5 protein-coding genes are annotated in these 14,679 nt (G+C 44.6%); 1 reads left to right on the forward strand and 4 read right to left on the reverse strand.

From position 1 onward, the window contains the following. Window positions 1-4: 4 nt before the first annotated feature. A complete protein-coding gene (locus RIE73_RS30960) occupies window positions 5-976 on the forward strand; it encodes a vitamin K epoxide reductase family protein (RefSeq protein ID WP_446404817.1) in 972 nt (323 codons plus the stop codon). A 43-nt stretch (window positions 977-1,019) separates the two neighbouring features. Here the strand turns inward: RIE73_RS30960 and RIE73_RS30965 are convergent, their stop codons facing one another. From RIE73_RS30965 to RIE73_RS30980, 4 genes are all read right to left on the reverse strand, one after another. Next, window positions 1,020-1,445, reverse strand: coding sequence for a DUF1824 family protein (locus RIE73_RS30965; RefSeq protein ID WP_446404818.1), 426 nt, complete (start codon window positions 1,443-1,445; stop codon window positions 1,020-1,022). 14 nt (window positions 1,446-1,459) lie between these two features. Further along, window positions 1,460-8,707 (reverse strand): nSTAND1 domain-containing NTPase, encoded by a 7,248-nt coding sequence (locus RIE73_RS30970; RefSeq protein ID WP_446404819.1) that lies wholly within the window; start codon window positions 8,705-8,707, stop codon window positions 1,460-1,462. 221 nt (window positions 8,708-8,928) lie between these two features. After that, window positions 8,929-12,405, reverse strand: a complete 3,477-nt coding sequence (locus RIE73_RS30975) for a caspase family protein (protein ID WP_446404820.1) — start codon at window positions 12,403-12,405, stop codon at window positions 8,929-8,931. A gap of 624 nt (window positions 12,406-13,029) precedes the next feature. Continuing rightward, window positions 13,030-14,595 (reverse strand): hypothetical protein, encoded by a 1,566-nt coding sequence (locus RIE73_RS30980; RefSeq protein ID WP_446404821.1) that lies wholly within the window; start codon window positions 14,593-14,595, stop codon window positions 13,030-13,032. Window positions 14,596-14,679 lie beyond the last annotated feature (84 nt).

The raw sequence follows: 14,679 nt of genomic DNA on the forward strand, positions 1-14,679 counted from the left end.
CATTATGAGACGCCGACGTTCTGCTCCCTGGATACATCGCCAGTCCCGCCCAATCATTGGTGCGATCGCGATTCTTGGTGCTTTAGATACGGCTTACCTCACCCTAGTAGAAACTGGGGTGTTTAAAGAAGCCGTATGTCCCACAGGTGGTGTAATCAACTGTCAAGCTGTTTTGGAGAGTAGTTATGCTTTCCTTTTTGGTGTACCCCTGAGCTTGTTTGGCTTTTTAGCCTATACTGTGATCGCCGTATTTGCCTTTGCGCCCCAACTGGTCAAATCCTCGGCTAACAAAGACTTTCGCCGCCAAGTAGACGATTGGAGTTGGCTGCTGATGTTTGCTGGCGCAACCGCCATGGTTATCTTCAGCGGCTACCTTGTCTATCTCATGTCCGTTGTCATTGGGGCATTTTGTATCTATTGCCTGGTATCCGCCTTTTGCTCAATCGCCTTATTTGTGTTGACGATCATTGGGCGTGAGTGGGACGATGTGGGACAACTGTTTTTCACGGGCATTGTTGTCGGCATGGTAGCGCTGATTGGCACCTTAGGTGTCTATGGCATGAGTGGTGAACAGACAACGGCGGGCGGAGTAGACAGCGGTGTGATTCCCCCGATAACCACTGCACCCACAGCCCCCTACGGCTGGAAAATAACCACCACCTCTGGCGAAGCGGAAATGGAACTCGCTCGTCATCTTACCGCCGTTGGTGCTAAAAAATATGGGGCGTATACTTGCCCCCATTGCCACGATCAAAAGGAGTTATTTGGCAAAGAAGCCTTTAGCGAAATCGATTATATCGAGTGCCATCCGGCTGGGAAAAATCCGCAGCCTCAAGTATGCCAAGCAGCAGGAATACAAGGGTATCCGACTTGGGAAATCAATGGTCAGTTGTATCCTGGGGTTCGGACGTTGGACGAATTGGCAGATTTAACCGACTATCAAGGAAAACGCGACTTTAAGTACCGATTGCGTTGAGAACTGTAGAGACGTTGCAGGCAACGCCTCTACAGGGTTGACCCTAATCCGATGAGGTAAATAAATCGAGGGGAAGATGACCATACATTTCATTAATTCCCCCTTCAAAGGACGATTGACAGGACACTAAAACACCGCGATGTTCCCCCGTATAGGAATCGATATAACACAAGCCGGAATTGCCGTTATATTTGATATAAACAGCGCCCTCAATCGGAGTGAGATCGAGATTCGGTTGATACCCTAACGCTTGAGCATAAGTTTTGAGCGCCGATAAACCTTGAGCGGCTGTATCCGCGCAAATCCCAAATATTTGATAATCTGACTGCTCGGCAAGTAATCTTAAAGCTTGCCGCAGTTTCTCTTTTTCAGCATCTGCAACCACAGGTTGACTCTCGATGCAGTTGAAGGGGGCGAGGAGTGCTTGAGCGTCTGAGATACTCAGAGGGGTAGAGTTTGAGGTAGACATAACTTCAGTTAACCTTAGTTTCCAGTGAATGGGTGAATGACAAAATCATAGCCGTAACCGGAACGAGAACCTGGCTCAATTGTGACGAGTTGGCTCAAGGGATTGGTCAACTGATTTTTGCGATCGCCTGATGGTAAGAATTGTACCTCACCTGTTGCCCCATCGACACTAAAGCTTTCTGAACGTAAGGTTTCAGCTACCCCTTGGCGAGTAGGATTCTGCTTCAGTGCGGCAATCAGCGCTTGGGTGGCATCATAAGAGAGGGCGGTGCGCCAGCTTACATCTGCCCACCAAAGTTGTCTTGATGTTTCTGCAAAATTGGACTGAGAGTTGCTAATATGCCAGGGAACGGCAATCATCATATCTTTGACATTTTCTTCGTCCTGGGCTACCTCCAAGAGTTTCGTACCATAGAACGCATCTCCCCCTAAAATGATTTGGTTCCCCCGCTTTTGTTTGATGATCTCAATCGCGTCGTCGATTTCCTCCCTGTCGAGCAACAATACCAGTACCTTAGCACCTTGCTGCGTGGATTCTTGAACCGTCTGTTGGGCATCAAAATTAAGATCAGACAAGTCAAATTCTTGTAAGACTTGCCCTCCTGCTGAACCCACAGCATCACTAAATGCTGACTTCAGGGATTGGCTATACTGACTTTGAGAATTATAGAAAACAACCGCGTTTTTCTCCTGGAGTTTATTTAGCATAGAGTCAGCTAACGTTGTCGCCGTGGTATTATCGTCGGGTGCGGTGCGGAACATATATTGATCTGAATACCAATGAGATTTAAACCCTTGCGTAGAGGTACTAACTGGAGAAATAGCTGCTAATTTGTGGGCTTGATAAACCTTTCCCGCCTCTAGAGTGACATCACTGGCAAAGTGTCCGACAACGCCAAGCACGTCCGGATTTTTGCTCAAGTCTTGGGCGATTTGTTTACCGATTTTGGGATCGTTGGTATCATTAGCAATTAAGACCCGCAAGGGTACACCATTGATACCCCCTTCTCGGTTAATTTCATCTTGAGCTTGAGCCACACCGCGCAAGACTTCCAATCCATGATTTACATTATTCCCTAGGGGAACCGATACGGCAATAGTGTAAGATTTTTGAGTGCCAATGCGAGCATTATTCAAGTAAATTAAGGCTTCGGGATCATTGCGGTTTTCCTCGAGGGATGAGGTGAGTTCGCCAATCGCTGTGGGAAAAGCACCAGCGGCGATTCCTTGCACTCCGGCTTGCTTGTCCGGATTGGTAATACTGGGAACTAAGAGTTTATCACCCCCCCGACTCAGGATTCTCTGCGTGGATACAGCGATTCCACCACAAAGTTGGCGATTGGGGTTATTCTGAAAATAATCTCCGATTGTATTGCAGATTTCTGCCTTAAGAGCGTCCACATCACCCAGTTGCCGCAGTTCAATTGAGCCATTTTTTCGACCAATTGCTAGGAATTTGCCATCCTGACTAAAGGCGACATTTGCAACACCTTGAGCCGGATGGGTAGAAATTAGGGACAGTTTCGCCTCAGATTTATCCGATGTATCCCATAGCTTGAGTGTGCCATTCTGACCAATGGTAGCGATGATGTTACTATTGGGACTAAAGACTAAACGGGTAATACTGGCTTGCTGTGTGGGAATTTGATCAAGTAAGTTCCCCTTTGTATCCCACAATTTCAGCATCCCTTGATTTTCAGACGTTGCTACTTTCTTGCGGTTGGGACTAAAGGCTACACTTTGAATAGGTTGCTGGGTTTGGAATTGATCCACTGACTGATTGGATAGTTTACCCCATGAGACAGTCCACAGTTTCAGGATATTACCTTGTGCCGTTGCCAGTTGTTTTCCGTCTGGACTAAACGCTAAACTATTGATTTGTGATCGACTTAGTTGGCTTTTGGAGATATCTATGGGACTAAGATTGTCATCCTGAATCTGCCACAGCTTGAGTATACCATTGCTGCCAATTGTGGCTAATTTCCGCTTATTGGGACTAGCAGCGAGACTCTGGATTTGTTGTTGCTGAGTGGCAAAGGTGTCGAACTGCTTATTAGACATATTCCAGAGTTTAATCGTATCATCGTTGCCCAAAAGAATCAGTGTATCGCTATCCGGACTAAAGGTTACATTCTTCACCCTTCCGTGTTGCTGCTGGAAGTCTTCAGTAGACGGATTTAAGCTTAATGTACCATCCTCTCGGACATTCCAGAGGTTGAGTTGATTGTTTTTACTAATCGTGGCGAGGAGTTTCTGATTCGGACTAAACTCCATACGTTGAATTGTCCCCTGTGTAGTCGAGAATTGAGCCGGACGGTTACTGGATATGTCCCATACTTTGACCGTACCATCTCCTCCCCCGGTCACCAGTTGCCTGCTATCTAAGGGACTAAAGGCTACACTATAAAGTTGTCCTTGTCCGGTGTCAAATTGTTCGACAATGGTGTTTTGAGTGATATCCCATATCCGGACTAATCCTGTTTCATCCTCGGCTGCACTTGCACTTGCGATCGCGAGTCGTTTTTCGTCTGGACTAAATGCTACGCTGGTGAATGTCTCATTGTCTTTTGTGGGAATGGGAAGTTGCTGGAATTGATCACTCCCTTCATCCCAAAGATTGATAGTGTCGCCGTCTTTTCCTACCGTGACGAGATGTTCCCCATCGGGACTACTGGCTAAACCTTTAATCAGTCCTAAATCTTTGGGAAAGGTTTCGGTACAATATTCGCTGGATGAAGTGTTTTGTAAGTCTTTCCCTTGAAAGGATAAAAAGCGCGTCGTGCCATCCTCAAAAATAGTCATCATTCCAGCATATTCGTCGTCTTCAAGTTGGTTATATCTCCAGTTGTCTTTATCCGGTTCAGTACCGTCATTGGTATCGATAAAAGTGAACATAACCTGAGTGATAGGATTGGGTGATGATTCGGTGTTCTCATCCGTATTGTTGGCGGATGTGATAGTATCATCTTCCTGATCACAGGCGGGTATATTTTGCAGGGATATTTTATCAATTTCTGTACCTGATAGATCTCGGATACTGATCTCACTGTTCTCTCCACTGGTTAGCCAGAGATTGCCTTCTGGACTAAAGGCGATACTTTTAACATCTCCTGCATCTGTTTTAAATCGGGCAATTTGTTGACCCAAATTATTCCAAAGTTTTACAGTATTGTCCCCGGCGATTGTCGCCATTGTCTTGCCATCAGGACTAAACACTGCACTCGTAGCGGTTATCCTTTGATTACTGGCTTCAATTGGTGGAATTTCTACAATATGCCTGTTAAAAATCCGTTTAATGGGCGATTGCCAACTTCTATCGTGTAGCCTGATAGCGCTATCTCCACCAATGGTGGCTAACCATTTGTTATCTTCACTGAAGGCGATATCGTAGAGAAGGGTTTGTTCTGTGTTAATTTTTTCCGGAACTTGGCTGGCGAGGGTAGCTGTTTTACCGTTATTTTGAATTGTCCATAGTTTAATTGTGCCGCCATCACCACTGGTTGCCAATTTCCCGTCAGGGGTGAAGGCAAGGCTATAGACATTTCTTTGCTCAGTGGGAAATTCTCCCAGCTTTTCGCCTGAGATGTCCCATAATCTGACAATATTGTTTTGTCCAACGGTGGCGAGTAGATGCTCATTAGAACTGAATGCTATGTCTTTAATAGGTACTGTGAGTTGGTTGTTTGGAGTAGGTACTGTCTGTTGTTTTTTTGGACGAGTTGCTGTCTGTTGGTTGTTTGGAGATTGACCTTCTTGACCCAGTGGTGTGTTGGTGATATTCCTTGGGATACACTTGCCCTGTTTAATGTCCCATAAATTAACGGTGGTGGTTGGATTATTCTGAGCGTCTTTTCCCTCTATAAGGGTTGCCAGTAGCTTATTGTCATGACTAAAGGCTACACCAGAGATATTCGCTAGGTTAGCACCAGAAGGATTGGTTGGGTTGGTTTCAGAAGTAGTGGTTGGGTTAGCTTTAGAAGTAGTGGTTGGGTTAGCACCAGAAGGATTAGTTGGATTAGCACCAGAAGGATTAGTTGGATTAGCTTTAAAAGTATTATCTGGATTAGCACCAGAAGGATTGGTTGGATTAGCACCAGAAGAATTGGCTGGGTTAGTTCCAGAAGTATTTGTTAGGTTGGCAATTGGGCAAATTGTACTGTTTGAATTGTAATCGACGGTGCCATCCTTTTTTAGATTCCACAACTTAACTGTAGCATTTACGCCCCCCGTTGCTAATCGTTTGCCATCCTGACTGAATGCTACACTATAGACCCGATTTTGATTGGTTGAGAATTGGTCAACTTGATTACCTGATTGATCCCAAAGACGAATGGTGTCGCCATCACCAATGGTTACCAATTCGTTAGTTTTCGGATTGAAAGCTACCTGATCAAACGTCGCGCGATCGCTCTCTATCCGATTGCGTTCTTTTACGGTATAAAAAGCCTTGTACATTGTTTCTTGAACTTCGGCTAACTCGGTCTCGGTATCAGGAGGTAAAAATCGAACCAGTGGGTTTTTGGAAATATCGACAGCTTGTAAAATATCGACAAAGGTACGGATATCGCGATCGGATTTTAAGTTACCTTCGGCAGATTCTATCCACGCCAGCATTTCTTCAATTTTCGCCTGTCTTTGTTGCCACAATGCGACTAGAGTTAAAACCAATAATATCAAAATTATTGAGGCAGCGATGACCCGACGCCGATAAGTGTTTCTCCCCTTGTGGATGACACTTTTTCGCACAAACTTATCTTCGGTTTTATTGAACCAATTATGGGGGGAATTGAGGATTGAATCCAACTGATTCAGCCGGGGATTGTCGTACCACAGGTAATTTTGTGAGAGTTCATTGAATGGCTGTTTCGCTCGACGATCTGGTTTAAATTTGCGGCTTATATGCCGTGTTTTTGCAATGAGTAGAGACTCAAATTTTCCTAAAATATAAAATAAGTATTGTAGTCTAAATTTAAACGTCTTGTTGCTCGCCTCTTCTCGCTCATTTACCTCCTGCCAATCATTAGCCGCTGGAGTTAACTTTCGTTGTAAAATTAATGTTTCTTTTTCCTGATCTTTCCACTGCCTGAGTCGCTGCCAGTTTTGAACTAAAGCATCATGTGCTGGCTCAACATAAGTCTCACCTTCAGAATTAGTTCCCTGAACCAACAAACGTGCATCACAAAATCTCTTAATCACTTCTTTGGCACGGTCTTTTGCTTTTGAGCATTCAACTTTTGGCAAAAAGTACCTGATTACAATAGGAAAATTTGATTTAACTGCCCACTTAATCAGATAAATATATACTAGCCAATTGACTTTCTGATCGGGATAATCTAGTTCAGACAAAAGTACCCGGCGGCGAGCTTCATCACCCACAGCTACCATCCGCAGCATCACCTGACGCACTGTTTTTTCGTAGGCTTTATCTTTTTTAACCAGAGCGTTGTACTCCTCATCGGCACGCTTGGTTACAGAACCAATGACTTTTCCTAAGGCTTTATAATCCGCATCAGTTAAGGCTCGATTTTCTCTTCTTTCTTTCACAGACTTCAGGTATAATTCACTGAGCGTGAAGGAAAGTAAAGGTAATCCTCCTGGCATTTGTACCACTTCGTTAATCAAGTCATCAACCAGACTGGGAGGCTCAAAATACAATACTTTTTCCGATGCAGGTTTCTCAATGACTTCCCGCAATTCATCCTGAGTCATCGGTGGCACGACAAACCTGGCATTTTCCCAGAATTCTTTGAATATACCCTCTTGAAACTGAGCTTCAAAGTCAAGCCGCAATGTGACGACAACATTAAAGGAATCTGGACAGTGTTGTATCACTTCTTTGAGGAGTTCTTGGAACTGCTGTTGTTCTGTATGACTATCACCCGTTTTGTTTGCTGGGTTACTATCACTTTGACTAAGAGTGACCAACTCTTCAAACTGATCAATGGCTAATAATAACTTGGCATTTGGATGAGTCGTCTTCCAGCGTTGAAGGAGAGTGACTAAAGCTTGTGGATTTTGTTTCAGGTTTTGCAGCGTTGTCGTGGTTTCATCAGGAATTGGTAAAACCTTTGCTAAAGCGGTTAGGGGATTGTCCCCCACGCGCATCTCTAAAATCGTATACTTAGGATCCGCCTTCAGACGCGGTAATAATCCGGCTTTCATTAAGCTGGATTTCCCAGTGCCAGAAACCCCTAAGATGACGGTTAAGGCTTGCTCTTCAGAAGCAACGTGAGCGCAAAGTTTATCGATCAGTTTACTTCTACCGTAGAACAAGTTCTCATCGTTTTGGTCATAGGATTGCAATCCTCGGTAGGGATTATTTTCTAGATTAAGGGGTGGGGCATCCTCCAACTTATCTCGGTTAAATCCTGGTAAAAGGAAAAAGAATTCTCCTTTTTGATGTTTTTTCAGCGGACATAACCCAGGAGTTTGGCGCTGGTAATTTTCTTCTGTGGTTGTCTCAACTTTTTCCCGTAGGTAATAATGAATCTCACTCGCCGTGAGGATGTGATCTTGATTGAGATCGGAATTGAGAGTAGAATTTTCATCAGTGTTTCCCTGTAAAGCCTCAAACAGAGCTTGAGCAAAGGGAGAATGTTTGCCATCGGAGGTTTTACCGCGTCGCGCCAAGGAATCCAAGGCTTTTTGATCGTCTGCGGCTGAAGTGATGACTTGCCATGCGCGATCGCTAATGAAGCGATCATAACGTTCTTTATAGATTTTGACTCTCGGCTCAAGATCTCGACTTAGGCTTGCCCAGCGGAATGCCCCAGCAAAACAACAGTCTAGAATGGTTAACAAATGCCGACAGGGAAGTTCGAGTAGAGCATCGTGTAACTCCTGCATGGGTAAGTACGTGTTGTCTTGGTCTAAGATGGCATCTTGAGGAATCAGGTAGCCTGCTGGTCCATCCTGACTTTCTAGAGCATCTGAGGCAATTCCATGTCCAGCGAAGTAGAAAAGGATGCGATCGTTTTCACTAACATCTACTTTCCCTTGAGGGAGTGGTATTTGTTTACGTTTAGAGTCCTCAAGAAGTTGTTTAAGTTTGTCAAGGGTTGCATCTTCGTTTAACAGTAGCAGAACTTCATACGTTTGTTGCTTTTGATACTTCTCGGTAAGCCGCTCATGTTGTTCTTTGAGTATGCGGGCAAGTTCCTCAGCATCAGCAGCAGCCGTCTGTAGGGGGGGGATGCGATTGTGATAGGTATTAATTCCGATAACGATAGCAAAATTTCGCTGAAAATTTTTAGATTTAGGCATGGTTATATTCCTCTGGCAAGAATGCCAATAAATTAAGATTTGTCCACGAATATCACACCCGTTACGGATGAAATAAACACCTGTTTATTGGTGTAGCAGCTTGCACTAATTAGAAATTCTATTCCACTCAATTTGCTCGGCTCGCCCTCTAACGTATCATTCTGAGCCTGGGAATGGTGCGTTACGCTTCGCTAACGCACCCTACATTTGGTTACATTTGGCTACCTTTGGATTGCCATTGAACGGGGCAAAATTTGAGATTTAGACTCTTGCGCTAAAGCCGTCAGCACAGCCTTTAAACCTTCTGGATGATTGAAATACGTCAAGTGATCACAAGCGACTTCTTGGATAAAGGGAGAAACGCTCCATCCATCTGGAAGAGACTTAATGCTTTGCACCGTTACTGTTATATCATTCGGTTCACCCAAGAAAGGTAAAGCAACGGCTTTATCAAACAGCTTTTTTATTAACCGTTTGAGCAGAGTCGCTTTTTCCCCGTCTTCCTGCAACGCTGCTGGACTAATCGATGTATTACCGGCAATAATTGAATAGGGAACACCGGGATCGTTACTGGCAGCTAAAGCCTGAAGAAATTGAGAGTTGGGCTGCATTTGATCGAGCGCTACCTCAACGGTGTTCATCATCGCCTCACTCAGACTACCTAGCGCTTTCACCGGCAATGGTGTTTGGGAAAGACTATTCATACCCACAGCCATAACCATCGTTGCCCATTCTTTCACCGTTGCCCAAGGAGAACCAGCATTTGGTGTTCCCAACATAATCAAGTGTTGAACAACATTGTTGCCTCCCTCTTGTTCAATAAACCAACGGGACACTAATCCGCCCATAGAATGGGCAACAATGTGCAGGACTTTACCATGGTTAGCTCCCAAACCGACGGCTTCCAGTCGCTCTTTCAGCAAACGAGCATTCTCTTCAATTGGCGTGTTTAGATTCTCATAGTCAAAGGTTAGAGCGAGATCGTAAAGCTCCCGAATAGAACCGTTTGTATGCTCCACGGCTAGGGGCTGTTGCAGACTAGACACCAAACTTTTCGTATCGCCAATAATCCCATGAATGTAGAGAACAATTCGCTCGGCTTGGGCGACTCGCTGTTTAACCTCAGCGACATCGGTTTCATAAGTTACTTTCTTATCATCTCCGACTTCAGCTACAGCGAGGCGAGGATATTGAAATTCCAAGCCTAGCTTCTCTCCCACCACTTTCTGAAAACAGATCCGAATTGCCCCTTTCAGATCGCGTTTTCCTTGACTAACGGGTTCTGGTAATCGCTCTATCTCAATTTCCGTCTTACCGTTTTCAGTGCTTTTGCCGAAACCTAATGGCAGGAAAAACTCACCATCATAGCCAATGGGCAAAACATATTCATTGTCCTGTAATGGAGTGTCAACAACTAATTTCAGCGGGGCATCAGGGGTAACAACCGTATGGTCTTCTACATCGTCCAGTTCCAGGATGCTCAACTCTGGAGCTGTACCATAAATGACGGCAAATTTGAAGGGTTGAGTCACATTAGGATCGTTTTGAAAAATGGGTGGCACAATCTTGTTTCCCACATCCCGACTTGCCTGGGGCGCGGTGGTTAAATGAACCTCAGCCTTTAAGCGAGGATGGGGCTGCAATCGGACACCTGTCCTTAATTCTTGCGGTTTTGTACTAGAAATTTGAATCCCATCCAAGGGACGAACCGTGGTGATGACAACTTCCTCTGTGTACCAATTGTCAACCCTTCCTTTGCTTCTGGCTTCCAAATCACGATTTTGAACCCGATTCATCAGACGATCAAGGGTGCTTTGGTTGCCAGATGGTAAATCCCTTTTTGGGGGACGAGGAGCGTCAAGCGCCTCCTGAGTCATTAATCGGGCGTCAAACTCACTGGTACTGACAATTAGTTTCATGATGTCTTTGAATTCGGTAATTCCCTGCTCCCATAACTCGTCTGGCACTTTGGTTGCTATACCATCTTCTCCTAGAGCCCAAACTTCTTCACCTGGCTTAAGCACCACACTACCTGTGTCAGAAAACAGGGCTTGGACAGCGAAAAGCTCTGTCAGGTTAACGAAGGTAACGTAAAGTGTTTTCTGACTTGTGTTAGTGAGTTTGAGTTTAAATGCAGGCTTTTCCCCCTCACTCGAGTATTCCAAACGAATTTCCTGGGATTGAGATAATTCCTCATCCTCCTCTGAGAAGAGCATCATCTCCACATCACCCGGTTTAATTGAACTGGTAGGCGGACTTTCGAGTTCAGCAATTACAGTCCATCGGGCAATATGTTCTAGGCGTTGAATTGCTTTTGCTGCATTCTCAATCGTATAGCCGTCAATTTGCTCCACGAGAGGGCGAGCATCAGTTGGTCGGACAATTAAATATTGCTCGTCGCGGCACAGCAGGCGAAACTCTGCCTTGGCAAGTTCCTTTTCCTCGCGGACATAGGCTGAGGGTTGGTTGCCAAAACTTGCTGACTGCAAAGCTTGGCGTGCTAAATTAACTCCTGCTTCCTCTCCCTCAAAATAAACGCCTAAAGGTGGCATGGGTACGCTGGTAACAACGGCTTTAAACGTGCGATCTTTTGGCGGTTTTTCTATACCAATGATACTTATTTTTACTTTACTCAGCGATGGCAACACTTTAGTTACTTTAGCTTCACCGACAGATTTTGACGGATCGTGCAAATCTTGGCAGTCAATCGGAAACAGGGTTAGGAGAGTTGTTTCACCCTTAGCAGAACCTTTAACACCATGGACAGCACCCCCATCAATTACCCAGCCATGGTCTTTGTTATGCTCAACAGTGAAGTAGGGTTTACGTTCTGCGATCGCACCATCCAAGAAAAATCGGGTTTCATCCTCTGAATGAGTTACTTCAAACTGAGGGGATTGAGCTGAAACCTTGCTGCGAACTAAGGCATTAGCTTGCTTAAATAAGTCCCGATAGGTCAACTTGCCATTGTTTCGCAACGTTTCCATCAAGAGATAGGAAAATGCTCCCTGTTGTTTGCCGTCTACAGCGTCATTTGCTGTTTCACAGTCCTGACAAGCGGCTAGGAGAACGTGGCGTCCTTTGGGTATCTTCCAACCACTTAGGTGATCTTCAGGATTCCCACGACTCGCTGATAAGAATTCTAACTCCTCCGGTGAAAAGATGTAGCTATCCCGTGGACGTTCGCGCTCATCTTTGCAGAAGCGACGCACTCCTGTCTCTTGCAACAAGTCTCTTGTCCCATTACCGGAATGACAGCAATCCAGAATAATACAAATGTGGGGATTTTTTTCTGCAACTTTAGCAATCAAGTATGCCAATTCTTTATCCGCTAAACCCCAGCCTCCTTCAGCACGACTGTCATAACAAACCAAGGTTTCTTCCAGTCGATCTGGTTCTAAATGCCAAAATTCTTCGGGCGTTTTTGCTTGAGAACCATGACCGCTGTAGTAGAAGAGAACAATATCTTCGCTTCCTGCTTGACATAAATGCTGTCGAAAGCCCTCAATAATTGCCTGACGGGTAGCCTCTTGATCTAAGAGCTTGCGTATATGAGGCTTGTATCCATCTGGTTGAGCAACCCGCTCTCGCAAGTACTCTTCTACGGCATTAATGTCGTTCACACAGCCAGATAAGCGAGAGATAGGTTCAGGGTATTCGTTAATCCCCACTAGCAGTGCATAAAGGTTGCGACTCATCTTAATTTCTCCTCGTGACAAATTAATAGCGTTAATTGGTAGTATGCATCTTCAGATCAGTCAAAAGTTGAGTGGAATTCAGGACTTTTTTTGACTCAACTCAATTCAGTCAATTCTGGAAACTTGAGGAAAATTCAGGGGAAAGCTAATCGACACTGGATACAGTCAGGAGTTTCCCGTTGAATTTCAGGATAGATAAGAGAAAAGCTCAATTTAACCCAATACAGGATCAATGGGTAAAGCAACTTTAAGTCGCCATAGCTAGCCTAGAGGTGGACAAAATTAGTTTAGAATCTAATAATTGGATTGTGGTAGGACAAAATTTAGAATTACAGGACTTTTTTTAGTTTCTTCAGAGTATATGTGATGCCAGAGGGCAAAACACCTGTGGATGCTGCGTCGGAGCGGATGCTGTTGGTCAAGTCAGGACAATTTGGAAATCTCCGTACCTCCGATTTCCCGCTGTCCATCCTCACCTTGCTATCGCTGAAGGTGAGGACTTCCGCGACTACGTTAAGTTGAGGAACGTAGGTAGAGTTTTCTCGAAACGTAATCCAACGCAAGCGGGTTAGCCGGTTGGGTTTCGCGATCGCGAAACCCAACCTACAACGGTGATAGTCTCTCCTACGATTTTAGGAATTTTCTAATCAGTATCAGGAATAATAAAGTAACTAACCCAATCGCGATACCAAAAACAATACTCCAGAAAATTGACCCGACAAACGGATGTATCGGTAACGAAGCATCGGGACGCCATTGGATGGGACTCTCTTGCAGGAGAGGATAACTGGAACCAAAGATACCGCTAGCACCAATTGCTGTACCCACAAAAAAGATAATATCTTCCAGCCGCCTTTCTCGTTTCTTTTCCCTTGCTTCCTGCTGTTTGGCTTGTTTCTGCGCTTGGTATTCTCGTTCGCGTTGGGCGGCTTCTTGTCGGGCTAAGGCTTCTTGCAATTGGCGACTTTGCTGATTTTCATTGGCTTGCCACCGTCTGTCACTTTCAATTTGTTCAATCTCTATCATGCCTCGGATAGTGGCAATCATTTGTTGGAATAAGTCTTGACTAGCAAATAGGTAATTTAAGTCGGCTTGGATTTGCTGCTGATGGTCATGTTCGGCTAAGTTGAGTAATTTGGATAAAAAGTCCAGGTTATCATCGGCTAACGTTAGTTTTTGAATCTCCTCTAATGTTTCTCTATAGTTGTTGGTATTAACCGTTAATGTATTGCCGTGTTCCTTCAATAAACTTAAGCACTTAGTATAATCAAAAACTTTGGTGCGGATGCGAGCCAGTAATTGTTTGAGTTGGGTGAGGCGACTCTCTGCATCTGGCTCTTGTTCTATTTTGGTGAATTGAGGAATTTCTTTTTCGATATCACTGGTCAGGCGTTGTCCTTCACTATACCATTCTCTTGATTTGTGATAGACAAAGAGTATTTTAGCGCGAAAATAGAGTAACTTTATGAGGAAGTCGTTAAAATTGTTTGATGAAATCCGATTCAAGGTGTCAGGATGATGCTTTAACCAGACTAGGATGTGACACTGTTGAGTTGGATTTTGATTGCGATAATCGTACTCAAAAATTGGACTACCAAAAAGCTGTCCTTCAGCGATTAATTTTGGTACGGGTTGACGATCATTATTCCAGAAGGCTTGAATACAGGTATCAGCAAGTCTGCGGTAATTATCAAAGGATATGGGTTCAGCATAGAGTAATAAGGTTTGTCCGAGAGAGGGTTTAATGTTATCGGCAAGTAAACAACCATTGGGATTGAAGTGTTGGAGTTGAGTGATGGGAATTGTTAGATCTGAAGCAGACAAGGTTAAGTCAGCCGTGTAGGTATCATGAAAGCGTGAGGCACGAATTGAACCGTTGAGTTGCAAGTTATCTGGTTGAGAAGTCGGCTGGAATTTTAAGGTTTTTTGAGATGAGGTGATGAGTTCTTGGTAATCCGTCTGTTTATCTTCACCACTGGGATCATACTGTCCGTTTTGGTAACAAATGAGGTGATTGCGTAGGGATTGAAGTTCGGGAATATTGAAGGTTTTGCCAATATTATCGGCTAAGGTTTCCCACAAGTCTTGGGCGTTTTTGGCTACGGCTTGGAAGCCTTCATCAAAGTCATCGCGGAGATGGAAGGGATAGAGGGTGATGCTGGGATTTCTGATTTGATAGTCTTCTGTCATAGTGGTTGATAGTGTCGTTTTTTCAACGCAGAGGGGCGCAGCCTTAACCATTGGTGTCAACTGAAGCTACAACCCTCACCCCCA

This window comes from Coleofasciculus sp. C1-SOL-03, from assembly GCF_040220555.1.
In the GTDB taxonomy this organism is placed as follows: Bacteria; Cyanobacteriota; Cyanobacteriia; order Cyanobacteriales; family Coleofasciculaceae; genus Coleofasciculus.

Excerpts from the sequence above, each read along its gene's own strand:
- RIE73_RS30975 (WP_446404820.1), bottom strand. The coding sequence starts at position 12,405 with ATGAGTCGCAACCTTTATGCACTGCTAGTGGGGATTAACGAATACCCT.
- RIE73_RS30960 (WP_446404817.1), top strand. The coding sequence starts at position 5 with ATGAGACGCCGACGTTCTGCTCCCTGGATACATCGCCAGTCCCGCCCA.
- RIE73_RS30965 (WP_446404818.1), bottom strand. The coding sequence starts at position 1,445 with ATGTCTACCTCAAACTCTACCCCTCTGAGTATCTCAGACGCTCAAGCA.
- RIE73_RS30980 (WP_446404821.1), bottom strand. The coding sequence starts at position 14,595 with ATGACAGAAGACTATCAAATCAGAAATCCCAGCATCACCCTCTATCCC.
- RIE73_RS30970 (WP_446404819.1), bottom strand. The coding sequence starts at position 8,707 with ATGCCTAAATCTAAAAATTTTCAGCGAAATTTTGCTATCGTTATCGGA.